The sequence below is a fragment of the Xenorhabdus yunnanensis genome (assembly GCF_028598805.1).
In the GTDB taxonomy this organism is placed as follows: domain Bacteria; phylum Pseudomonadota; class Gammaproteobacteria; order Enterobacterales; family Enterobacteriaceae; genus Xenorhabdus; species Xenorhabdus yunnanensis.
Window position 1 is genome coordinate 133,573 of the sequence record NZ_JAQRFI010000004.1, and the last position, 23,561, is coordinate 157,133.

Below are 23,561 nucleotides of genomic sequence, written 5' to 3' on the forward strand. Positions count from 1 at the left end.
CAACAACGCTCCTTATTTTGTATCAGTCACAGGCAGGTCTAACATTGGCAGGTTTAGTCCCTGCTCTTTCGCACACTGGATAGCTACTTCATAACCCGCATCAGCATGGCGCATAACTCCCGTTGCCGGATCATTGTGTAATACACGGGCAATGCGTTCAGCGGCTTCATCAGTTCCATCACAAACAATGACCATGCCGGAATGTTGGGAGAATCCCATCCCAACGCCACCACCATGATGCAGGGAAACCCATGTCGCTCCACTGGCGGTATTCAGCAAGGCATTCAACAACGGCCAATCAGAAACAGCATCAGAACCATCTTGCATGGATTCAGTTTCACGATTAGGGCTGGCAACAGAGCCGGAATCCAAATGGTCACGACCAATCACGATAGGTGCGGAAAGTTCCCCGCTGCGAACCATTTCATTGAATGCCAATCCCAATTTGGCACGATCTCCCAAACCTACCCAGCAAATACGTGCAGGCAACCCTTGGAAACTGATACGCTCTCTCGCCATATCCAACCAACGGTGTAAATGGGTGTCATGCGGCAATAGCTCTTTGACTTTGGCATCAGTTTTATAAATATCCTCAGGATCACCGGAGAGTGCCGACCAACGGAAAGGTCCGATACCACGGCAGAAAAGAGGACGAATGTAGGCAGGAACAAATCCAGGGAAATCAAAGGCGTGTTCAACACCCGATTCTTTCGCCATTTGGCGGATGTTATTACCATAATCGAATGTAGGTATTCCCTGCTTTTGGAAAGCCAGCATAGCTTCAACATGCATAGCCATTGAAGCTTTTGCCGCTTGAATCACGACTTCTGGTTCACTTTCAGCACGGCGGCAGTACTCTTCCCATGTCCAACCAGCAGGCAAATAGCCATGTAATGGATCATGGGCGCTGGTCTGGTCTGTTACCATATCAGGACGCACACCACGACGAACCAATTCAGGCAAAATTTCAGCAGCATTACCGCACAATGCTACAGATACTGCTTTGCCTTCTTGGGTATAACGTTCAATACGCGCCAAAGCATCATCCAAATCAACAGCCTGCTCATCCACATATTTGGTACGCAAACGAAAATCAATGCGGCTTTGCTGGCACTCTATGGTTAATGAAGACACGCCTGCCAATGTTGCAGCCAGTGGCTGGGCTCCACCCATCCCTCCCAAACCCGCAGTCAAAACCCAACGTCCGGTCAAATTACCGTTGTAGTGTTGACGACCTGCTTCCACAAAAGTTTCGTAAGTTCCCTGAACAATGCCCTGACTCCCAATGTATATCCAACTACCGGCAGTCATCTGACCATACATTGCCAGTCCCTTGGCATCCAATTCATTAAAATGTTCCCATGTCGCCCAATGTGGAACCAGATTCGAGTTTGCAATTAATACACGCGGAGCGTTTTCATGGGTTTTAAATACTCCCACGGGCTTACCTGATTGCACCAGCAAGGTTTCGTCATTTTCCAGGTTTTTCAGGGTTTCAACGATTTTTTCATAGCAGTCCCAGTTTCTGGCGGCACGACCAATTCCGCCATAAACGACCAATTCGCAGGGATTTTCTGCCACATCGGGATCAAGATTATTCATGAGCATACGAAGTGGTGCTTCGGTCAACCAACTTTTTGCTGTGAGTTGCGTCCCTCTGGGAGAGCGAATGGTTACGTTGCTGAATTTATTATTTTGCATCGTCACGGTTTTTTCCTATTTCATCTTTATGAATTTTGTTAATTGTATAGTTGTATATACATGTATGTTCAATAGGAAAAAATGTGACGAAGGTAAAGTTGATAATACGGAGCACAATACTATTTACGATAAAAATCAATAAGATGATAATGATTTATTCCGTGATAAATAGGGAAATGTTTTTGCTGGTTTTGTGTTTAATATCACATTGATTTTACATTATTGTCACAATGATTGATGAGAAAACCTCTTCTGCCCAAAAAGGAAAAAGAGGTTTTTTGTGTTTTGTGGTTGGATAAACAAACTATGAACTAAAATGTCCTTTCAATTTATATCGATGCCCAGGAAATAATAATTTAGCACTGGAAACAATAAATTCCTTCGACCAAGTGCGCCGGCTAATTAACAAACAAGGTGTATTGACTTCAATTTGCAATAATCGGCAAGAACGAGCATCTCCCGCAACGGCTTCAACAACATGTTCTCCCTCTGTCAGTGGTGCGACCTGAGATAAGTAATCATGGGCCGTTTGCTGACTAAAATCTTGCCTCACATACTCCGGTGCTGCCTGAACATTGACATAGCGATCCTCAATTTGCACCGGTACATCGTTTTCATAATGTACAATGATGGAATGGTAAAGAGGTGTGCTTACTGCAATATTGAATTCCACAGCCTGAGTCATATTGGCGTTCACTTCAGAGAGTTTCAGCACCTTGCAACTATGTCGGTTAGAGCGGGAAGCAATTTCATCTGCGATACTGTGGACTTCAAATAAAGCAGATTGCCCTTTCGGTTCAGAAACAAACGATCCCACACCTTGCAAACGAAATAGAAAACCTTCTGCCGTTAGCTCCCTCAATGCCCTGTTAGCCGTCATGCGGCTACAGTTAAATCGCTTGACCAGTTCAGCTTCCGAAGGAACCCGATCATGCGGTTTCCATTCTCCCGTATAGATTTTTTCAATAATCGCTTGTTTAACTTTCGCATACAAAGGCACTGGTTTAGCACATGTATCAGGTGAATCGTCTGTCACTATCCCTCCCCTTCTCACTTTTTGTTCTCTTCCACTTAATTCTCTCCACTGACTCTCCCCATCAACCTATCCGTTCCACCAGTGCACCAACTGCCATGCCAAGCGAGCTGCCGCTTTCCCCCCCATTCCCTGGATATCATACAAAGGGTTAAGCTCAACTAAATCTACGGCTTGCAATTTTTTGCTCTGACAGATGAGTTGAACCAATGGCAATAAACGCTCCAATGGAACCCCCAGCGCCGCAGGGGCAGAAACGGCTGGCATTTGCCAAATTGGCAACACGTCCAAATCAATCGTCATATAAATAATATCAACCTGATTGATTATATCTTGCAGTTGCTGCTGTACCTTATCCAACATGGATTCAACACAATGAGTATCCCAAATAATTGTGACATCAAGATGATTAGCTTCATCCAACAACGCTTGGGTATTTGATGCCAAACTGGCTCCAACACAATTGTAGTTAAATGGGCGATGATTCTGCTGACAGTAATGGGCAAGTTGCCGAAATGGGGTTCCTGATGTGGGCTGCGGCGCATTTCGCAGATCCAAATGTGCATCAAAATTGATGATGCCAACACGCTGCTCTGGAAACGCACGGTAAATCCCCATTCCATGAGCAAATGCAGTTTCATGTCCACCACCAAAGATCAGCGTCTTTATATTATGCTGTTGGCATTCATATACCGCATCACTGAGTGCCTTCTGAGCCTCACTCAATTCACCGGAATTGGCGCGAATATTTCCCAAATCCACCAATCTATCATGGCCATCATAACTCGCTAAGTTTGCTAACGATTGGCGCAAATATTCAGGCCCTGATTTCGCTCCCAGACGCCCCTGATTGAGTTTGACGCCTTCATCACATTCAAATCCCAATAGCGCAATGTGGTGAGGAAATTCTGCTGGAGTAAAACTGACAGGCTGTTTTATTGTTTGGAATACACGTAAAGCATTATCAGCTTCTGCAAGATCATTACGCCCTTGCCAAATATTTTCTGATGTTGGATGCCATAAATTCATATTTTTTCCTCACCACCATTAATTATCGCAAATAGAATTTTCGTTAAGATAATTTAATTCGCTAAGACGATTTAAGTGATCACGATGCATGATTTCACCATGATAAACACGATAAACCAATGGGTTATGCCCCAGTTCGTATAAGATATCAACTGGATTCTGAGCGTCCCAAACAATAAAATCAGCCATAAAACCTGCTGCCAATTGACCATGACTATCCGCTCGTCCCAATGCCCGGGCGGCATGAATGGTTACTCCCTGCCACACTTCTTCTGGCGTTAAACCAAATTGTACACAAGCCATATTCATGATCAGCCGCAAAGAGGCAAAAGGGCTGGTGCCGGGGTTGAAATCTGTCGAAATAGCCATCGGAACACCATATTGGCGCAATAACGCAATAGGAGGACGTTTAGTTTCCCTCAGGAAATAAAATGCCCCGGGCAGCAACACAGCTACTGTTCCACTACGGCTGAGAGCTTCAATTCCCTTTTCATCCAAATGCTCAATGTGATCAACTGACAAACCTTGATATTCAGCAACCAGTTCGCTTCCTCCCAAATTGGACAGTTGCTCAACATGACCTTTTACGGGAATATTCAGCCGTTTTGCTGTTGCAAAAAGGCGCTTAGTTTGCTTCAGGTTGAAACCAACAGTTTCGCAAAATACATCTACAGCTTCGAATAACTGTTTTTGCCAGAGAGTGGGCAGAATGGAATCACAGACTAAATCGATATAGGCATCAGGATCATATTTATATTCAGGAGGGACGGTATGAGCAGAAAGTAATGTCGGGCTAATTTCGATGGGGTTTTTCTGTGCCAATGCCCGCACGACATTCAACTGTTTTTCTTCATTTATCAGATCCAGCCCATAACCTGATTTCATCTCAATTGTTGTCACACCTTCGGCAATCAATGCATTAAGACGCTTCTGGGACACGATTTCCAATTGTTGAGCTGAACTATTACGAGTGGCATTGACCGTGGAGTTAATACCTCCACCTTTTGCGCTAATTTCTTCATAAGAAACTCCGTTCAGGCGCTGTTCCCACTCAGAAGCTCTATTGCCACCAAAAACTAAGTGAGTATGGCAATCGATCAAACCAGGAGTGATTAGCCGCTGCTCCACATCAATGATCTTACACTGGTTGGCTGGTACGCGACCCGTCGGCAAAATCGCCAAGATCTTTTCATCCCTCACAATAAGATCATGCTGTTCTAATATGCCATAATTGCTTAGACCATCAATACTGTCACCATCAACATTTGCACTATAAGTGTTTTTAATTGCAGGGTTCATTGTAGCAAGTTTGGCATTGCGCCATATGACATCAGTGTCTCTTAGTTCAATCGACATTATACCATCCTGTTATTTTTCTTGTTTGTATCAGACCTCATGTTGTATATACATTTATTTTATAACCAAACATAATTGTCAAATCATTTTGTGAACAACTTGTTACTTAAAACAACTTGTTACTTAAAATAATATGTTACTTAAAACAATCGCTTCCAAGAAAAATCACAAAAAATCATGTACACTTACCAAAAGCTGTGAGCAAATTAACGTGTAATGAAGAAAAAACATCAATTAAACTCAGAAGACATCAGTCTATTTAGAACATCTGTTACGGGAACCCGTCGTATTGTGCAAGATAAGGTTTCCCATCCCCCGAAAAGAAACAAAATTAACCATATTGCCTCTGAACGCTTGATGCAAGAACAGGTCGATGCCAGTTACTATTTTTCTGATGAGTTTCAGCCAAATTTGGATATGGAAGGCCCAACCCGCTATATACGGGAAGGTGCCAGTCATTATGAATTAAAGAAATTGCGTCGTGGAGATTATTCCCCGGAGCTTTTTCTGGACTTACATGGATTAACCCAATTACAAGCTAAACAGGAAATTGGGGCATTAATTGCAGCCTGTCGTCGTGAAAACGTTTATTGCGCCTGTGTTATGCATGGTCACGGTAAACATATTCTCAAGCAACAAACTCCGTTATGGCTTGCTCAGCATCCTGATATTATTGCCTTCCATCAAGCGCCTAAAGAGTGCGGAGGAAACGCTGCGTTACTCATTTTGGTAGAGATGGAGGAGTTTACGCAGCGCTAATCTGGTCTTTATATTGAATTAAAGGCCAGTAATTAAGATGTCTAGTTAGGGGTTTTTCGCTAACTGTGCTGGAGATGTTTGCCATAACAGACACCCTTTTTCTGTTTGGTGATCCAACTCAACACAAGCAATGCTGGATGTAGCAAACATCGGGGGAATTTGCCTTGGGCAAAGCTCAGAAACCAAATATCCAACCAACGGCAAATGAGAAACTACCAATACAGATTCACACCCTTGTGTTGACAAAACGTGTAAATAACTGGCAACCAACGATACATCACCCGATGGTGTCAACTCAGCCAGCACTTCTTCATCGTCAGGCAGTGCCAAATTTTCTCTCACTACTTTCAGCGTTTGTGCTGCACGGATATAAGGACTGACCAAAACACAGTCAAACTCAGGGGATTGCTGCGAAAGCCAACAAGCCATTTTCTGTGATTCTTGACACCCTTGAGGCGTAAGTTCCCGTGTTGCATCACTGATTGCGTCTAAAGCAGCATCACCGTGACGCATAATAAAAACGTACATAATCCACCATTTAGTTAATTGCAAACCTATCCCAATACCACTCACACTAGCCTTTCTTGAGACAATCCATTGGTTATATTGCATTAATAAGTAAGCTCAGGCGCTATTATCAAGCTAATACTCGATATATACCCTATAGATTTCAAGTTGCAACGCGCCAGCATGGAAAATCAATTTCGGGAACATGGCTAACTATATGATTAAAATAAGAAAACCATGATTAAAATAAGAAAACTATGATTGAAATAAAAAACATGTGACTGAGATAAGAGAACATAGCCAGCAAAACAGCAAATTAGAATACGAAGAGTATAAAAAAGTTTCAGTTAGAGCCAACCCGCATTCTGCCCTAAAAAAAGACTAAATAAAATGGCTGAAAAACATTTCATACATCTATTGTTACGTTAAGATGATTATCTTTGTATAAAGAAATAAAAAACTGTGAATAAACAATCAATTATTTTCCATAAAAAATCGGCCCTTAACTAAAAGAGCCGATCTAATTGATTTAAAAGTAAAATTTAGTTATGCATGAAATTTCTTTTTCTGTTCAGCCATCTGGACTAAGCGCTCACAGGGAGCAAATCTTTCCCCATATTGCGGCTCCAGACGCCGTAAAATTTCTACGACTTTATCACTACCAAGCTTATCAATATAACGGAATGGCCCTCCCAAGAATGGCGGGAATCCGATACCAAATACAGCACCAATATCACCATCACGCGGGCTTCTGATAATGCCTTCATCCAAACAGCGAACTGCTTCATTCAGCATAAGCATCACACAGCGCTGGGCAATGTCAGCAGGCAACATTTTTACGGCAGGTTTGATTTTTAATAAAGAATAGATGGATGCATCCACTTCTTTGGTTTTTTTCCCAAAAGACCAGAATGAACCCTTTTTGTTTGTATATGAATAGAAGCCACGACCATTTTTCTTGCCTTTCCGGTCATCTTTCAAAATTGCTTCCAAAAACTCTGGCGCAGCAAATCGACTTCCCAATTGCTCTACCAAAATAGGGATGATTTTGGTGCCCACATCTATGCCAACTTCATCCAGTAAATTGATTGGACCAATAGGAAAACCAAAATTCATCAAGGCATTATCAATATGTTCAATCGGCTCCCCTTCCTCTAAACAATAACCCGCCTCATTAATGTAAGGGGTCAGAATTCGGTTCACATAGAATCCCGCTTTATCCCCGACAACAATGGCTGTTTTTCCCTGTTTCTTTGCCAATGCCACGGCAGTTGCAATTGTTTTTTCACTCGTTCCCTCATGTGGAATGACTTCTACCAACGGCATTTTGTCTACAGGGCTAAAATAATGAAGGCCGATCACTCGTTCTGGTCGAGTTGCAACTTCAGCAATCTTGTGAATTGGCAATGAAGAGGTATTGGATGCAAAAATAGTTTCGGGTTTCGTATGCACTTCAATTTCTGAAACCATTTTACGTTTCAATACTAAGTCTTCAAATACAGCTTCGACTACAATATCGGCTTGTTTAAAGCCACTGTAATCTATGGTTCCTGTCAATAGAGACATCTGATGAGAGCGTTCACTTGATTTCAAACGACGCTGTTTTACTCGCTTAGAAAGGATATCCCATGTATATTTTAATGCCTGATTGATGCCTTTTTCATTAATATCTTTAATGCGAACAGGCAAATTTCCTCGAGTCATGGTTACATTGGCAATACCACCACCCATCAATCCCCCACCCAAAACTCCCACATACTTGATCTCGGCGGGCTGCTCTGAAGAACCCGTTTCATTTTTTAACGTAGTAGAAGCAAAAAACAGGCTCCGCAATGCTTCTGATTCCTGCGACATTGCCAGCTCACCAAATACCTTGGCTTCAAGCTGAAAACCTTTCTTCGCGCCTTTTTCCAACCCCGTGCGAATTACATTGATGATTTTCTCTGGTGCCGGATAATGGCCGCGAGTTTTTTCTCGCGTTTTTTTATGAACCATCTGGAATAACAACGGCCTGCCCAATGGGCTTGCCAGCATACGCTGCGACCATGCTAATGGCTTACGCTTCACAGTGCCTTTTTTAACATATTGCACAGCAACATCCAGCAAGATATCTAAAGGCACTGCGTCATCCACAACGCCTAACCGTTGCGCCTGTTTTGCCTTAAGCTGATGACCTGTCAATATGATATCCAAAGCAGCGCTGACGCCAATCAAACGGGGCAATCTCTGCGTTCCCCCCGAACCCGGTAATAAACCAAGCTGAACTTCCGGTAAACCAAGACGTGTTTTCTCATCTAAAGAACAGATGCGCACATGACAAGCCAATGCTAATTCCAACCCACCGCCTAAGCACACACCATGAATAGCTGCCACGACAGGTAAAGGATAATTAGCAATCTGCGCAAATAGTTTTTGCCCCTTCTCAGCCAATTCTGTCGCTTCTTCCTGGGTTTGACAGCCAGCTATCATGCTGATATCAGCGCCAGCGATGAAAGTATCTGGCTTACCGGATATGATAACCAATCCTTTCAAACCTGAAACTTGTTGCGCTTTTTCAAACATCATCAAGAACTGTTCAACAAATTCAGCTTTCAGTGTGTTGACTTTTTCGTCCGGTACATCAATGGTGATAATTCCCACCTTATCGTCCCTGACAGAAAAACTGAATACCGATTGCTCCGGTTGCATTGCTGACACAGCCGTGTCTTTTTCAGCTTGAGTCATTATTCCACCTCCAATACCATTGCTGCACCCAAACCACCAGCGGCACAAGCTGTCGTTAACCCAAGCCCTCCACCACGGCGACGCAATTCATTCAACGTCTGGGTAACCATTCTGGCTCCTGTCGCCGCAAATGGATGCCCATAAGCAATTGATCCACCTAATACATTGAATTTATCCATATCCACTTCACCAATTGCCTGAGCACGCCCCAATTTTTCACGGGCAAATTTTTCACTGGCAAACATTTTTAAATTCGTCAGTGTTTGAGCTGCAAACGCTTCATGCATGTCGATGAGAGTGAGTTCATTCAGAGTGATGCCAGCACGATCCAGTGCCAGCGGCGTTGCGTAGGATGGTCCCAATAACATGTCCTGCCAAACATCAATTGCAGAAAATGCATAACTACGTAAATACCCTAATGGAACCATACCGAGTTCTTTGGCAACCGATTCACGCATTAACATCACTGCCGCTGCGCCATCAGTCAATGGTGTGCTGTTTGCCGCTGTGACTGTGCCATGTTTACGATCAAAGGCCGGACGCAATTTGGCATAAGAAGCTAAAGTTGAACTCTTTCTAATATTATTATCTTCTGCCAATGTCTTGCTGTATGGCGGGAAATATGCCGAGGTAATTTCCTCCTTCAAAAGCCCCTGCTCCCAAGCTTTAGCTGCCAATACATGAGAACGATGCGCCAATGCATCCTGATCTTCGCGGCTGATATGGTAAGTTTTTGCCATCTGCTCTGCGGTATCCCCCATTCTCAATCCCGTGGAATATTCAGCAACAGCAGGAGATACAGGCAGTAAATCACGTAATTTCAATCGACTGAGTAATTTTAGTCGCTGGGAGAGGCTTTTAGCTTTATTCATATCAACTAAAGTGCGAGCCAATGATTTAGTCACTCCGATAGGCAAAACGGATGAAGAATCAGCACCTCCAGCGATTCCCACATTGACTGCCCCTGCCATAATACTTTCAGCCACGTTTGCAATTGCCTGAAAACTTGTTGCACAGGCACGGGAAACACTATAGGCATCAGTATTCACACTTAAGCCTGCCCCCAAAACAATTTCCCTTGCAATATTCGGTGCTTCCGGCATTTGAACAACCTGTCCAAAAACTAATTGGTCGATCTTCTCAGGCGACAAACCGCTCCTAATGACCAGCTCACTGACGACAGCCTTTCCCAAGTCGACAGCCGGAATACCGTGGTAGAAAGTTGCCTGTTTCGCAAAAGGAATGCGCAACCCGCTGACAATAGCTATACGTTCCTTTTGCATTATTACTTGTGTTGAAGAACGACCCATAGCAACTCCTAATCATTATCATTAACTAAATCAATTGATTAAAAATATTTACTCACCTCATAAGAGGTCAGACCTGATCTTGCATTGTTAACGCAATGTTGGAAAATATCAAACAGGAATAAACTAAAAATGAGAACAAACTCAACTTTAAGAGATTTATAATTTATATAACTTAAATGAAGAATATGCGACAAAAATACAAAGAAAAGACTGCTACTTGCAATCGTTTACAAGCAGTTTTCTCACTGTTTCATATCACAAAACAGTGAGAAAACTATTGTTCAGGGGGAATTAACGCAAGCCTAACTGAAAAATTAAAGCTTCTGCTTGGCAACTAAAAGTGAAATCAACAGACAACTGCATTCCACCTTCCACCGTTTTGATATTATGGCGTATAACACATGGATCAGACTCCAATTCTTTTTCCTTTTTTATCAATGCATTAAGCATTAATTCAGCTTCTTGTTCACTAGCAAAAACACACTGGTAAGAAGCAGTGCAATCTTCATTATCAATGACTGTTCCCACATCAACACAGCAACAAGCAGCGGTCTCTTCGGCATTACAGCGGTTAATTGCATCAGGCATTTTATTTCTCCGACAATAAAAACTTACTAATAATTCTACGTTCTTCTGACTATTGATAACCAGCATTTATGCTATTTGAAACTATTTATCTCACTATTCATTGATCTCATCACGTCAACAAAAATTCATTTACATTTCATTAACTCAAGTTGTCGATTTTTTGTTAAGCAAGTCCCAATTTAACAATCATTTTAGTTATATCTTGAAAACATTATTGCAACATAATCTATTATCAGGCCTATACTTCGTGCACTGGTCTGATTTGTCATTGAGACAAACCGAATCTACAATTCCGCGCTCTCAGCTACTTGAGTAGCATGTTAATAATAATTAAACAATGAGGTTTTGGTTATGAACCAGAAAAACCTATTTACACGTTCAGCATTAGCAGTGGCGGTTGCAATTATCTCATCCAATGCTAGTGCTGCCGGTTTTCAATTGAATGAATATTCATCATCAGGACTAGGTCGTGCATTTTCTGGGGCAGGTGTCGTTGCAGACAACGCTTCCGTGGGGAGTCGTAACCCTGCTGCCATGACCTTATTTAATAGTCCATCGTTTTCTGGCGGTTTGGTGTATGTTAACCCAAACGTTGATATCACTGGGGAGTCTCCATACCCTACCAAGAACAGCACTGATGCTAAAAACATCGCACCACATGCATGGATCCCAAATCTGCATTTTATTACCCCGATCAACGACCAATGGTTTGTTGGCGCATCTGCGACTTCCAATTTTGGCTTAGCAACTAATTTCAGTAATAACTATTCTGCTGGCCTGCTTGGTGGTAAGACAGATCTTAAGACCATGAACCTAAACCTAAGCGGTGCTTACAAATTCAATGACCAGTTCAGCTTTGGCTTAGGTGTCAATGCTGTGTATGCCGATGCTAAGATCGTTCGCCATATGGGTGAAATCGGCCCAATGGCTACTAAGAAAATAAACGCTATTGGAAAAGCGACTAAGAATAAAGCTCTTGAACACCTTTCAATCTCAGATAGTGATGAAGCTGCCCGCTTAGAAGGCAAAGATTGGGGCTACGGTTGGAACGCAGGGCTTCTGTATCAGTATGATGAAAATAACCGTTATAGCCTGACTTACCGCTCAAAAGTCAAAGTTAAGTTCAAGAGCGGGGACTACAGCAACGATTTGCCATACATACCTAACCTTTTTGATAGTGGTACTAACGGGAAAACCGTCAAAGGTAAATTGGATCTGAATTTGCCTGATATGTGGGAATTCTCTGGCTATAACCGTGTTGCACCACAATGGGCAATTCATTATAGCTTCTTGTATACAGGCTGGAGTGAATTCAAAGAATTGAAAGCAACGAGAAGTGATACAGGTAAAGTTGCATTTGATAAACATGAAGGTTTTCGTGATGCTTATCGTATCTCGCTAGGTACGACTTACTACTATGACGATAACTGGACATTCCGCACAGGTATTGCCTTTGATGAAAGCCCAGTACCAGCTAAAAACCGCTCAATTTCAATTCCCGATCAAGATCGTTTCTGGTTTAGCGTAGGAACCACTTATGCATTCAATAAAGATGCTTCTGTAGATGTTGGTGTTTCTTATATGCGCGGTAAGAAAGTACATGTTAGCGAAAAACTGCCAGAAGAGATCCAGGAAAAAGGATTCACTGCACCTTATGAGTTCGATTCCAAAGGAACCGCATGGTTATACGGTGTGAACTTTAACTATACGTTCTAATACACGTTCTAACCGAATTCTGTGATCTAAAAAAGGATAGCACTCACACTCGCTATCCTTTTTTGATTATGGGTACTTAATCAATGGAATCCAATTCATCTTGAATACTTGCGGCATTAGGATTTTTTTCTGGCTCCAACTTGCCCCCATTGACCATAAAATCGTGACGTTGGAAGTAAGTATCACGCATCATCAAATAAGGATCGGAAGAGTTCTTTAACAGACCATCAGAATCCAGCAAGCGGGCACGGGTTTCTATACCTTCAAACATCCACTTTCCTACCGACATCCAACCAGTAAGATAATTCAGTACCGGATAAGTCATATCCGCAAAGTTACCACCTTCATCACGCAATGTGAAACTGCCATAGCCCGGTAGAACAACATATGGGCCATATCCCACATTATAGTGTCCTAATGTACTACCAAAACGCATCGAATCTTCTTTTGCCAGTTTAGGATTCGCCATGGAAGCAACATCAATAAGCCCCCCTATTCCCAAAAGGGTATTCAAAAAGAAACGGTTAAAGTGTTTTGCTCCTTCATGAATATCACCACGTAAAAAACTGTTAACCATGCTGGCAGGCTCTTCGAGATTGCTCATGAAATTGCTAATACCATTTCGTGCGGGCATCGGCACATAATTCCGCCAAGCAACAGCAACAGGCCGCAAAACATAAGGGTCGAGAACATCATAATTAAAGTTGAACATAGCACGGTTAAATCCTTCCAGCGGATCAGAACGCCCCTGTTCCATCGTGTTCGATGAACTGGCACATCCCACAAGTAAGACTGCTGTAAGAGCAACCCCGCTCAGACGATACTTCATATTGTTCTCCACATAATTATTTTTCGACATCGACCATCCGCTACAAACCAGCTAATGTCCCAAATATGCTAAATATACTTCCAATTTTTCATTAGCGGTAATCAAAAAGAGTGATGATTATATAGGCAAACGATTCGTCATGCCTTATCTCTGACAAGAAAAACAGGTATACTGTGTTTCGTTGCCCTCTTAGTTAAATGGATATAACGAGCCCCTCCTAAGGGCTAATTGTAGGTTCGATTCCTGCAGGGGGCGCCAGAATGAAGTAACCTCGCATTACCCGCCATAACCACTTCCCCAAAAAAATCCTTATTTCAAGCGGTATTAGCATTACCCACCGTTACCCAACATAACTTGACTACACCGATAAAATGTGGGCATATTTGCGGGCATCGGTTTTAATGCCCACTTAGGATGCCCACATGTTAACAATAAAGCAGATTGAGTCAGCCAAACCCCAAGATAAAGCTTATCGCCTTGTTGATGGAGGAGGGTTATTTCTTTTTGTATCGAAAACAGGGAGTAAAATTTGGCGCTTTAGATACCGCAAAAATGGGAAAGAACAAACCTATGTTATTGGTGCATACCCAGAAATTTCACTGGTTACAGCTCGATTAAAACATGCCGAAGCTAAATCTATTCTTGCCAACGGTGGGGATTTAATACCTGTAGTACCAAAACAGAAAGATAGTGAAACTACAGACACTTTTGCTGCCATATATAATGAATGGTATCAATTCAAACGAGCTGTTTGGTCTGAAAGATACGCAAGAGAATTGCAAAGCATGTTTCAAGCCGACATCTTGCCAAGCATTGGCCATATGACAATGGAAGAAATAGAACCGATGGTTCTACTCAAAGTGATTCGCCAGTTTGAAGAGCGCGGAGCCATGGAAAGAGCGAGCAAGGCAAGGCGCAGATGTGGTGAAGTGTTTAAATATGCGATAGTAACTGGTAGGGCGAAATATAATCCCGCTCCAGATTTAGCTGGCGCAATGACCGGATACAAGAAGAGGCATTTTCCATTTCTAACAGCAGACCAAATCCCCGCATTTAATCAGTCATTATCTTCATATTCCGGCAGCATTATTTCAAGGATTGCTACTCAGGTTTTACAGTATACAGCATTGCGTACAAATGAATTGCGCAGCATGAAATGGAGTGGAGTCGATTTTGACAACAAACTCATTACTATAGAACCTGAAATCATGAAAAACCGAAAATTACATGTAGTTCCCATGTCAAATCAGGTTGTTGTTTTACTAAAAATCCTTCACCCCATGACTTCCGGTATCTCTAATTTCGTCTTTGCTGGTAGAAATGACAAGAAAAAACCCATTAGCGAGAATGCCGTTCTATTGGTAATTAGACAAATTGGTTATGATGGAATCGCTAGCGGCCACGGCTTCCGTCACCAGTTCAGTACCATTCTTAATGAGCATGGATTTAGTCACGACCTAATTGAACGTCAATTGGCGCATGTTGATCGCAATAGTATTCGCGGTATATATAATCACGCTCAATACCTAGACAAGCGTCGAGAAATGATGCAATGGTTCGCTGATCATATTGATAAGATATCAGGAATAAAATAGTTATCACCTAGCGATAAAGCAACCGTGGTGATCTTCACCATAGCTGTCTAACTTATTGATTTATATCATGACGCAAATTTGCGTTATCCCAAAGGGTAGTATTCGCCATGCTATCCTTTTCTTTTTGTGCTCCACTAAATGATGACTGCAAATTTTGCGAGTAACTATCAGTTACCCCCAAAGTCCGATTATCGGATATTGGATTTTGCATCGATGATTTTCGTCGGTTCAAATAACAATCAGTTTGCATACCGATATTTTCGGCGTTCAAATTATAAGCAGACTGCATATTTGCAGCTTGACTAGATATCAATGGGTTAAGTAACTGACCAAAAACTATTGGGGCAGCCAAACTATGACCAGACGCCAAATCTGGCGTCTGATTAAATATCAATGGGTTATCACCAAAGCCCGAATTCGGGCTTTGCTCTACCGTCAGATTAGTCGGTAGCCATTCAGTCACATACGGGAAGATCCCGCATGTACAAAAACATCAACTGCAAAAAACTTTTCAGTTGTGAAAATCCCACATGAGCAAAAGGCATGAACAACATGGTGATACCTGCACCATGCAGAAGTTAAAGGTGAGAAATCCCACCTTTAGATAACTTGTTGATTTTACTTATTTCCTGCACAGAGACGGAATTCAATTAAATCAAGGAGTTAAAAGGGGACAATTCTCCCCTTTAGCTAAGTGATTGATTTTACGTAATTCTATCACTGTGCCAGAGATTAAGGGAATCAAGGAGTTGGGAGGAAGGGGATTTAACTGTATAAACCGCCGGCGTGGGTTTAGTTATTATCCATGATTGTATAAGGTAAAATTTCTATCCAACCATACAATGAAGAAAGTAGAATCACGTCTATAGCCAACCATGGGCTTCAAGCCGCTAAACCTAAATGCAATCAGGTTAACATCCTCTGTGATATGAGGAGGCATGGCTGGCTTTATTGCCGTTCTATGGATTTTTTCAAACCCAAGCTTATGTCGATTTTGTTGCTTTATCTGACTCCATGTCAATTGACTAAGTTGAAATAGCGTCTGGGATAAAGCAGCTTTATCATCCTTCTGACAGCTAGTAACGCAATAATTATTTTGTAAGTACCTCAGAGAAAATTCTGGTGGTCTATTTTCTGAATCATCATCAAATTCAGGGCCAAGCCTAAGCCTGCCGATATTTGTTTGAATATCCTGAGGGGGTTTTATTCTCTTGGGCTTGTTCTTCGCCATATCAATTTATACGCGTAAGAAAATAAACCGTAAGCTCATCATGAGGAATAATCTGATATCCCACACCTTCGATGTAGTTATCTTTCCATGGGGCTTCTTCATGAGTCATGTTACGCAGTTTCCAAGCAGAAAACTGACCAAACACACTATAAACCTCATCAAGAAGTTCTTTTTCATCATCGGAAAATTTATCTAAATCAAGGCTGGCAGGAATAGGCAGCGCTTGATTGCCATGCTTTTTATATTTTCTATAAATCGCTGGAACCACGGGGCCATGCATCCACGCTTCTATTTGCTCCTCAAATAACGGCCTTTTCAGTAACGCTAAAGAGAAGCCTTGCGCGTAATAAACCAGCTTTTGTAATTTCAGGTTGGAAATAGTGTCGCCGCTTTCCTCATTACAGCAAGTCAAAAAATACTCAGCCACATCAAAGCAAGTAGGCATAACACTCTCCATGTTAATTTAATAAAATCAATAAAATACTACACACCAAATTTATCAAATTGATATATAACTATGGTTATATTAGTGTCATTGAACCTTAAGTTCAACAGCGTAGGCTGTATTTCTTTTGTTTCATTGATGATTAAAATGTATCAACTTGTTTCAGTTTTTAGCCATCCGTGGCTTGGGGTCGAACACCGAATTTATAGTCTTGACACTTTTCCCCATCACAACTCCAACTCACTCTCCCCCGCCCCAAATTCCACACCGAATCCTCCGGCATCTGGACGCGGACAGAAATAGACCGACCGACAGGGATATCAATCAAATCACCATCCGAATAACCCTGACGCACATTTCGGGCGAATTCTGGTGCGTTTGGGTGCTCACGGTGGTAGGTCATTAATTTAATGGTGCCATCAGGCAGCACTTTGTAATCCACCCAAATCAACGGTAATTTATTTTTGCACATCGGTATCTCAACGCCGCCATCGACACCACCCCATGCCGCATCGGCATTAAATCCCAGCACATTTTTGATGAGATAGACGCCCTCGGATAGACGCTGAACCGTTGCCCCTTCGGATTCGTCATTGGTCTCAAATTTACCGTCAGAGTGAATTTCAATGATGGGGGAACCCTGCTTAATAAATCCATTGTTATCACGCCAGCAATTGCCACCTAGTGCCAGCACGTCACCGTTAACACCTTTTGTAAAACGATAAGTTGAATGGGTATAGCGATCTGTTTGTATGATAATGTAACTGAATTCCCCCTGCGTGCCGAAGTTAGTTTTCAGTCCCGTTCCTGTATGTTGGGCTAAAAAATTAGTCCATCCCCCGCCGTTTACCGTCACAGTATCAGTAAATTGCGCACTGGAGTTCTGGATGGCTGCATTCTCTAACCCAATATTCCGCACAAACGCCGCTTTATTCTGGATATCCGCGCCGTTTCTGGCCTGATCCAGCTTTCCATCCACCGCCGCCTGCAAGGCCCGTATCGATTGCAGTGACACAGTCTGGCCATTAGGCAGTGTCACGTTAACCGTCCCAAACTTCGACATCCATTCATCCATGTTCTGGAGGAAATTGAGCGTATAGCTGTAAATCGCCACCATGTGCCGGACGCCATCGGAAACAGAATCAGGCACCGTGGTCTGAATCTGGTATTTCACGTTACTCAGGGTGGTCTTGACCGTATCGGTCAGTACCAGTTCGGTATCGGAATTCACCGCCTGAATCATGTGGATAAAATTGTTGTTACCGGACTGAATTAACATCATCTGTCTGGGTGCAACGCCGTTAATGTTTGATTTAAATTTTGTGCCCGTTCCCCGGACAATCGCCGAGCCGGACGTAGTGAGAATTGTGCCTTGTGAATAGTACATGGTGTGAGTCCTGTTAGCAGTTAATCGTAGAGAGCGCAGTCGATGTAGGGGCTGACGAGTTCATCCACCCTGACTTCTGACACCAGTGCTATCGCACCTGACGCGGCCGCTGGGATGAATTGTGTGGATTGACCATTGAAGAACGCAGAAAATGACGTGTCGACATACTTTAACAGGGGCTCGTCTGGTGAATCGACCGTCGAACTGATCCACCCTGTTGTTTGCGTTAATATGGCTTTTTTCCCTTGCAATGTCATTTGTTGGTTGGTGCTGTATTCCCCCTCAATAACCAACGGCTTTGTGTCGCTGGTAATGACACATTTTCCGCTCTCATCCCAGACAGCAATTCCCCAGTCAGGAACCGGCTGCGGGTAAACCAGTGTGAATATATAAATATCACACGAAACTGGGGGGCGAGCCTCCGGGGCAGATAATTCAATGCGCCAGCGTCCGTTGTTGCTCATCAATTCACCATAGGGCGCATTCAATACGTTACCCGTACGGGCGCACATAAACGCCATACAGGGTTGTGTCGTACTAATATGGGTGTCTATGCTGTCATGCCAGCGGCCAATTGTGACCGATGCTTTCCTCACAAAAGACAGCGGTGTCGTTTTGGGCGTCCACCACGGAACCCCCTCATTTGTCGTTAAAAATGCCCCCCAGTCCATAGCATCCTCACACTGTGTAATACGCAATCAGCCACCCCTCAGCAGCAGTATTGCGACCCGTTGAAATTATGATTTGATTGTCTTTCACTAAAAACTGGCGTTTTTCATTCGGCCAATCCCCCGTTTGGGTGCACATAAAAACATAAGACAAATGCAGGCCTTCGCTCATCGGCTCTCTGGGGACAGTGAGTGCACCGGTTGTCTGCCCGCTGTCCAGTTTCATAAATCCCGCATAAAGAAAAGGGCGAATGCCGGTATTACGCTGCCGCCCCTGTTCGTCCCACACTCCAAAACCGTAATCACTCATCGAAATTGTCTCAGATACCCCATTGCCGATCGAACCCGTCCGTTGGGGTCATAGCAGGCAATGGCCCCGTTTACCCAGCGCAACCCTGCCCGAGAGCGCATGTCATTGAATTCAAATTCCCCTGTCGCAGCATCAATCCGAAAACCCCGCTGGTTGGGGATATAGTTTGTGGACTTGATATCAATGCCCACCAATAATTTCTGAATGTTGGCCATATCAATAAAGGCGTCACGGATAAATAACTGGCCGTTTTTCGCCATCATAAACGGCTCCATCTTTCCGCTGGCCGGATTAAACCAGCCGAAGTTCTCGGCATTGAAGCCAATATTGGTACTGACCTGTCCGTTCTTCACCTCAGCCCCGATAACCATCCCGGCTTTATAGAACTGGTTGTTGTATTTTACTCCCGCCCCGACATAGTTAATGGCATAACCGTTCCCGTCGATATCAAAGACCGCCGTGGCCTTGGTCTGCACCGCAGCCGCATTCTCCCCCACATCGGCCTGCACTTTTTCCATCTTCTCAGCGAACGCCTTACTGTCACTTATCTGCGTCGTTTTTACCTCCAGGATTTCCGCCCGCATGTTGTCATTTTCTGCCAGTTGACGCTGGACAACGGCCCCTGTCATGGCGGCGCTTTCCATGATGGCTTCATTGGTAAAATCGATATCAGACTGCAACCGCTTTCCGGCTTCGGCAGTGAGGAACTTGTTGCCTAACTCGTTCAAAATTTCCTTTGTGTTATCATCAGGCGCACCAACCGCTTCAACAAAATGTGATTTTCCGAATTCATTTATGCTGCGAACATAGAACCAATACGGCGTTCCCGCTTTTAACTGGCCTTTTATCCAAAATTTTGCAATACCCAAAAAATCGGCTTTAGATTCAATTTCATTGATGTTGGTGATTTGTTTTTCGGAAAACCAGAACTCAAATTGAGTATCAAGAGTTTTGGGTGCGCTAATATGAGGAATAGCTTTTAACTCAAAAAATCCCGGCTCAATGTTAACTACAGAAGGTGCGGCAGGAGCGCCAATTACCATCTGAACCTTAGATTCATCACCCAGCATGCCGCTATCGTCACGGGCACGAACGCCAACCATGTAAATGCCAGCATCTAGGCCATTAAAGTAGTATTCAAGTTCTTTGGTATTACCTCTCGATACCACTTTATTGTCACGATATACCGATGCATCAAAAGTGATATTGCGGTTAATAGTTGTTGTAGCCCACATTGCACGAGCCTGTATCTGGGAACTATCGAGAATATAGGCAATGCTCAACCGCTCAATGTTAGGAATGCGGATAACGTTTTGTGTGGCTGGACTGCCTTTAAAATCAACCCCGTGATCAACAATTGCCTCTTTTTGCGGCTCATGCTGAATGCAGGTGAAGTTGTAATTGCCCGTTTTATTGTCCTCGGCGATGCTCATGACCCTGAACAGACGAGTGACCAATGATTTTTTAGAAATTGAGAACACGCCCCATTGCCGTAATCCCGTAGGCGCATCTTTCAGAGTGACAACATCTCCGTTTACGGATTCGATATCAACCCGAATGAACTTGCCATCACTACCCATATAGGAAAAATAACCTGACTCACCTTTTGCGAATTCGGCAGGGGCATCAATATGAACAGCTTTACCTAAAAATGAAAGAACGCGACCACCAATACGCGCAGTAGCAAATGTATTGTCTGCAATCTCAACAATATCGCCCGGAATACAGTTGATCCCCTCTTTACCTGCACTGAATGTCACTGAATCAGTTTCCAGCTTTTCAGTCTCAATTATCCATTTGCCGACACGATGGGCCTGACCGCGACTGGTACAACCAAAAGCAGCCACCTTTTTAATATTGATTCCAAGGCGGGCCACCAGCTCATCATCTTGGATAATTTCCCGCTCGTCTTTCCAGCCGTTATCTGGGTTAGTCCACGTAACCTCAATCATGGTGTGGCGTGCTTTTTTTGCAGCAGAACTGTAGTTAAATTTCCCTTCAACCACATTAGCGTTAGTAAATGTCCATACCGGATCGGATGGCCTATCCTGAAATGCAGTAAGTTTCAAACCGTCCCATACCTGCATACCACGGAATACGGACGCCAAATCATCCAGAACATCCCGCGCTTTGCGTTGAGTGGCTATGTACACATTGCAGGTAAAACGAGGTTCGGTTCCGCCAAATCCATCAGGAACTAACTGATCGCAATACTGAGCAATGGCATACAGTGCGAATTTTTCACAACCAAATGACCCCATCAACTTCCCGATGCCATAGCGGGTATTGGTCACCAAATCATAGAATATCCATGCTGGATTATTTGTATATGCGGGCTTAAAACGTCCTGTCCATACGCCCTTATAATCACGTGTCTCAGGATCATAATTATCAGGAACCTGAACAATCACACCTTTGATGTGATAGGTACGCTTGGGTGTATCAGCAAACAATGAACGATCAATGCGCATGCCAGCCACAGCACTATTAGGATAACTCATTAGAGTGTCGGTAATTTCGGTATAGCTGGCCCATACCGTACCGTTACGGAGTTGGTCGCTTTTACTGTCATCCGTTAGGCGAGATACCCTGATCTGGAAAGGTTTTTTCTTGGGCGCATCAATAGTGTGGGATTCAAGATATTGCCCGCTAATTTTACCGGGTCCTATCTGAACAGTCTTTGCATGTACCCATCCTCCTCCATCATTCACCGCAATAGCTAGTTGTACCGTGCTATTACTCTGGTTGCCCTTGCTATCTGTCTGAACTAATTGACTAACGCCCAAAGTGAACCTGACTCTGTCTACATCTTTATTTGAAACCATCCTGAGAATTGGAGTGGCATTTTTTACTTCAACGCTGACAGGAATTTCACTTTCAATAAATGGATAATCGCTTAATGGCTCTTGGGATTGAGTACCCGCACGCCACTGTACAGTGACACCATTAATATTGGGATTGCCATTTTTATCAACGACAGGAGTTCCATTAACCCTGAACCCATGCAGCCCACCCACTGGCCCTTCAATTTGTCCCTCACTAATCAGATCGACGACTCTCAAAAACTGTTTGTTCTTTAGATTGTCATCGACTAATGTTGGTGTGCTGCCACCGCCTCCACCTTTACCCATTATTCCGTCTCCAAGCCTTGAGAAATAACATTCGAGCCTACAACCATCTCACCGTATGCAATGGGAACCGGATAGCCCTGACCGATACGATTCTCTAATGAATTGAAATACTGGTTCCCATCCGCTTTGCTTGAACCCATTTCAGGGGCTTGAGGCATTTTGGTTAACATGGAGGCCAGACCCGCGCCGATTAATGCAATACCAGCAATAGCTAAGCCAGTTGCCGCTGCGCCAGACATACCCGCCCATGCCGCCATAGATGCACCACCCGTATAGAATGCAGCCGCAACAGCTACAACGCCCAAAATAGCCATACCGACACCATTACCACCAGCACCACCAACAACCGGAACGATAGTAACGGTGTCACCATCATGGAGAGGATGGTTCATACCAACGGGAATGCTATTTTCTGTCATATCCCGCCCTGCAATGCGCACGCGGATATGCCCATCAGAGAGGGCTTGCTGAAAGCCTTTTAGCTGGTAACACAAGCATCTCACCGCCTCCGCTGCATCACGAACTTCTAATTCGTAGCGCCGACCAAATCTTCTAAGATGGCCTCCAAGCTGGAGCTTGACCATTGTTTATGTCTCCATACTGAGTGGGTGTATCTGAGCCAATAACCGTCATAAACATCGCGTTTGCTGATACGATCTGGCCTGTGGTGTAGGATTTGCTGATTACCGATATAAATCGCACCGTGACAAGGTATCTGACTGCCTAAACAGATAAGAATAATGTCGCCTGCTTTTATCTCATCAACCTGCTCAAGCCCCTGACTGGCTATATTATCGAGATAAAGATTTTGCCCTGCATTCCACCATTCATCGTCACGACTGAAATCGTCTAATTCGATACCAGCGAGGTGATAGGCATCACGGATTAATGAATAACAATCCTGTGTGCCATGCATGAATTCCCGGCCTAATAAACGCGGAACGGGGCGGAATTTATGAACCCGATCACTACAGGCCAGCCACCACGGTAACCCGGTTTTAATTTGTTGCTCCCGGTCTCCTGCACTCAGGCGAGGCCGCCCATTTGGGTGACTGTGAACAATGACCTCAATATCCGCAAAACACTCTGCCGTTATCCAGTCATCGGGGTTAATTTCGAAATAATTCTCAGGATCTGCCGAAATATTGCGGCATGGAAAATAACGATTACCTGAAATCAGGCCGCACGATTCCCTCACCCCTTCCGCTTTCGCGTGGGCAATAATGTCTTTTTCAATCATGA

General features: G+C 43.6%; 20 protein-coding genes, 1 tRNA gene and 1 pseudogene. 4 read left to right on the plus strand and 18 right to left on the minus strand.

Annotated features, from left to right (window positions below; translation table 11 throughout):
- Positions 1-12: 12 nt before the first annotated feature.
- The 4 genes from hutU to hutI form a co-directional block, all read right to left on the minus strand.
- Entirely contained in the window at positions 13-1,707 is a 1,695-nt protein-coding gene (hutU, locus tag PSI23_RS03100; RefSeq protein WP_273553701.1) for a urocanate hydratase, read from the minus strand.
- A 298-nt stretch (positions 1,708-2,005) separates the two neighbouring features.
- On the minus strand, positions 2,006-2,737 hold the full coding sequence (gene hutC, locus PSI23_RS03105) for a histidine utilization transcriptional repressor HutC (protein ID WP_273553702.1): 732 nt from the start codon (positions 2,735-2,737) through the stop codon (positions 2,006-2,008).
- Positions 2,738-2,803: 66 nt separating this feature from the next.
- Positions 2,804-3,763, minus strand: coding sequence for a formimidoylglutamase (hutG, locus tag PSI23_RS03110; RefSeq protein WP_273553703.1), 960 nt, complete (start codon positions 3,761-3,763; stop codon positions 2,804-2,806).
- Between the two features lie 18 nt (positions 3,764-3,781).
- Complete coding sequence (gene hutI / locus PSI23_RS03115; protein ID WP_273553704.1) at positions 3,782-5,119, minus strand: imidazolonepropionase; 1,338 nt, start codon at positions 5,117-5,119, stop codon at positions 3,782-3,784.
- A 216-nt stretch (positions 5,120-5,335) separates the two neighbouring features.
- Between hutI and smrB the strand changes: the two genes are divergently transcribed.
- The gene (gene smrB / locus PSI23_RS03120) at positions 5,336-5,878 is read left to right on the plus strand and encodes an endonuclease SmrB (RefSeq protein WP_273553705.1); all 543 of its coding nucleotides are present in this window, start codon (positions 5,336-5,338) and stop codon (positions 5,876-5,878) included.
- Positions 5,879-5,923: 45 nt separating this feature from the next.
- Here the strand turns inward: smrB and sixA are convergent, their stop codons facing one another.
- The 4 genes from sixA to PSI23_RS03140 all read right to left on the minus strand — a co-directional run bounded on the left by sixA (position 5,924) and on the right by PSI23_RS03140 (position 11,007).
- Positions 5,924-6,406, minus strand: coding sequence for a phosphohistidine phosphatase SixA (gene sixA, locus PSI23_RS03125; protein ID WP_273553738.1), 483 nt, complete (start codon positions 6,404-6,406; stop codon positions 5,924-5,926).
- Positions 6,407-6,931: 525 nt separating this feature from the next.
- A complete protein-coding gene (gene fadJ, locus PSI23_RS03130) occupies positions 6,932-9,109 on the minus strand; it encodes a fatty acid oxidation complex subunit alpha FadJ (RefSeq protein WP_273553706.1) in 2,178 nt (725 codons plus the stop codon).
- Positions 9,109-10,419 carry an acetyl-CoA C-acyltransferase FadI gene (fadI, locus tag PSI23_RS03135; RefSeq protein WP_273553707.1) on the minus strand — a complete coding sequence of 437 codons (1,311 nt, stop codon included), beginning with the start codon at positions 10,417-10,419 and terminating at the stop codon, positions 9,109-9,111. The genes fadJ and fadI overlap by 1 nt, the downstream gene beginning before the upstream one ends.
- Positions 10,420-10,710: 291 nt before the next feature.
- Positions 10,711-11,007 (minus strand): YfcZ/YiiS family protein, encoded by a 297-nt coding sequence (locus tag PSI23_RS03140; protein WP_273553708.1) that lies wholly within the window; start codon positions 11,005-11,007, stop codon positions 10,711-10,713.
- A gap of 351 nt (positions 11,008-11,358) precedes the next feature.
- Here PSI23_RS03140 and fadL point away from each other — a divergent pair.
- Positions 11,359-12,660, plus strand: a pseudogene (fadL, locus tag PSI23_RS03145) (long-chain fatty acid transporter FadL); the annotation flags it as partial.
- A 139-nt stretch (positions 12,661-12,799) separates the two neighbouring features.
- Here the strand turns inward: fadL and mlaA are convergent.
- Complete coding sequence (mlaA, locus tag PSI23_RS03150) at positions 12,800-13,552, minus strand: phospholipid-binding lipoprotein MlaA (protein ID WP_273553710.1); 753 nt, start codon at positions 13,550-13,552, stop codon at positions 12,800-12,802.
- A 183-nt stretch (positions 13,553-13,735) separates the two neighbouring features.
- Here mlaA and PSI23_RS03155 point away from each other — a divergent pair.
- Together PSI23_RS03155 and PSI23_RS03160 are read left to right on the plus strand one after the other, a co-directional pair.
- Positions 13,736-13,810, plus strand: a tRNA-Arg gene (locus PSI23_RS03155).
- Between the two features lie 164 nt (positions 13,811-13,974).
- Positions 13,975-15,147 (plus strand): tyrosine-type recombinase/integrase, encoded by a 1,173-nt coding sequence (locus PSI23_RS03160; protein WP_273553711.1) that lies wholly within the window; start codon positions 13,975-13,977, stop codon positions 15,145-15,147.
- 52 nt (positions 15,148-15,199) lie between these two features.
- Here PSI23_RS03160 and PSI23_RS03165 read toward each other — a convergent pair whose 3' ends face one another.
- From PSI23_RS03165 to PSI23_RS03205, 9 genes are all read right to left on the minus strand, one after another.
- On the minus strand, positions 15,200-15,610 hold the full coding sequence (locus PSI23_RS03165) for a hypothetical protein (protein WP_273553712.1): 411 nt from the start codon (positions 15,608-15,610) through the stop codon (positions 15,200-15,202).
- A 336-nt stretch (positions 15,611-15,946) separates the two neighbouring features.
- Positions 15,947-16,378, minus strand: a complete 432-nt coding sequence (locus PSI23_RS03170; RefSeq protein ID WP_273553713.1) for a hypothetical protein — start codon at positions 16,376-16,378, stop codon at positions 15,947-15,949.
- Position 16,379: 1 nt separating this feature from the next.
- Positions 16,380-16,823 carry a Panacea domain-containing protein gene (locus PSI23_RS03175; protein ID WP_273553714.1) on the minus strand — a complete coding sequence of 148 codons (444 nt, stop codon included), beginning with the start codon at positions 16,821-16,823 and terminating at the stop codon, positions 16,380-16,382.
- A gap of 169 nt (positions 16,824-16,992) precedes the next feature.
- The gene (locus PSI23_RS03180) at positions 16,993-18,210 is read right to left on the minus strand and encodes a phage tail fiber protein (protein WP_273553715.1); all 1,218 of its coding nucleotides are present in this window, start codon (positions 18,208-18,210) and stop codon (positions 16,993-16,995) included.
- Positions 18,211-18,230: 20 nt separating this feature from the next.
- A complete protein-coding gene (locus PSI23_RS03185) occupies positions 18,231-18,908 on the minus strand; it encodes a hypothetical protein (protein ID WP_273553716.1) in 678 nt (225 codons plus the stop codon).
- Positions 18,889-19,188, minus strand: a complete 300-nt coding sequence (locus PSI23_RS03190; protein WP_273553717.1) for a hypothetical protein — start codon at positions 19,186-19,188, stop codon at positions 18,889-18,891. The genes PSI23_RS03185 and PSI23_RS03190 overlap by 20 nt, the downstream gene beginning before the upstream one ends.
- Entirely contained in the window at positions 19,185-22,319 is a 3,135-nt protein-coding gene (locus PSI23_RS03195; RefSeq protein WP_273553718.1) for a TipJ family phage tail tip protein, read from the minus strand. Before PSI23_RS03195 ends, PSI23_RS03190 begins: the two co-directional genes overlap by 4 nt.
- On the minus strand, positions 22,319-22,903 hold the full coding sequence (locus PSI23_RS03200) for a tail assembly protein (RefSeq protein WP_273553719.1): 585 nt from the start codon (positions 22,901-22,903) through the stop codon (positions 22,319-22,321). Before PSI23_RS03200 ends, PSI23_RS03195 begins: the two co-directional genes overlap by 1 nt.
- On the minus strand, positions 22,846-23,559 hold the full coding sequence (locus PSI23_RS03205) for a C40 family peptidase (RefSeq protein WP_273553720.1): 714 nt from the start codon (positions 23,557-23,559) through the stop codon (positions 22,846-22,848). The genes PSI23_RS03200 and PSI23_RS03205 overlap by 58 nt, the downstream gene beginning before the upstream one ends.
- Positions 23,560-23,561 lie beyond the last annotated feature (2 nt).

Excerpts from the sequence above, each read along its gene's own strand:
- fadJ (WP_273553706.1), bottom strand. The coding sequence starts at position 9,109 with ATGACTCAAGCTGAAAAAGACACGGCTGTGTCAGCAATGCAACCGGAG.
- PSI23_RS03140 (WP_273553708.1), bottom strand. The coding sequence starts at position 11,007 with ATGCCTGATGCAATTAACCGCTGTAATGCCGAAGAGACCGCTGCTTGT.
- sixA (WP_273553738.1), bottom strand. The coding sequence starts at position 6,406 with ATGTACGTTTTTATTATGCGTCACGGTGATGCTGCTTTAGACGCAATC.
- PSI23_RS03160 (WP_273553711.1), top strand. The coding sequence starts at position 13,975 with ATGTTAACAATAAAGCAGATTGAGTCAGCCAAACCCCAAGATAAAGCT.
- fadI (WP_273553707.1), bottom strand. The coding sequence starts at position 10,419 with ATGGGTCGTTCTTCAACACAAGTAATAATGCAAAAGGAACGTATAGCT.
- PSI23_RS03175 (WP_273553714.1), bottom strand. The coding sequence starts at position 16,823 with ATGCCTACTTGCTTTGATGTGGCTGAGTATTTTTTGACTTGCTGTAAT.
- smrB (WP_273553705.1), top strand. The coding sequence starts at position 5,336 with ATGAAGAAAAAACATCAATTAAACTCAGAAGACATCAGTCTATTTAGA.
- PSI23_RS03205 (WP_273553720.1), bottom strand. The coding sequence starts at position 23,559 with ATGATTGAAAAAGACATTATTGCCCACGCGAAAGCGGAAGGGGTGAGG.
- PSI23_RS03195 (WP_273553718.1), bottom strand. The coding sequence starts at position 22,319 with ATGGGTAAAGGTGGAGGCGGTGGCAGCACACCAACATTAGTCGATGAC.
- PSI23_RS03190 (WP_273553717.1), bottom strand. The coding sequence starts at position 19,188 with ATGAGTGATTACGGTTTTGGAGTGTGGGACGAACAGGGGCGGCAGCGT.
- PSI23_RS03180 (WP_273553715.1), bottom strand. The coding sequence starts at position 18,210 with ATGTACTATTCACAAGGCACAATTCTCACTACGTCCGGCTCGGCGATT.
- PSI23_RS03170 (WP_273553713.1), bottom strand. The coding sequence starts at position 16,378 with ATGGCGAAGAACAAGCCCAAGAGAATAAAACCCCCTCAGGATATTCAA.
- PSI23_RS03200 (WP_273553719.1), bottom strand. The coding sequence starts at position 22,903 with ATGGTCAAGCTCCAGCTTGGAGGCCATCTTAGAAGATTTGGTCGGCGC.
- hutG (WP_273553703.1), bottom strand. The coding sequence starts at position 3,763 with ATGAATTTATGGCATCCAACATCAGAAAATATTTGGCAAGGGCGTAAT.
- hutI (WP_273553704.1), bottom strand. The coding sequence starts at position 5,119 with ATGTCGATTGAACTAAGAGACACTGATGTCATATGGCGCAATGCCAAA.
- mlaA (WP_273553710.1), bottom strand. The coding sequence starts at position 13,552 with ATGAAGTATCGTCTGAGCGGGGTTGCTCTTACAGCAGTCTTACTTGTG.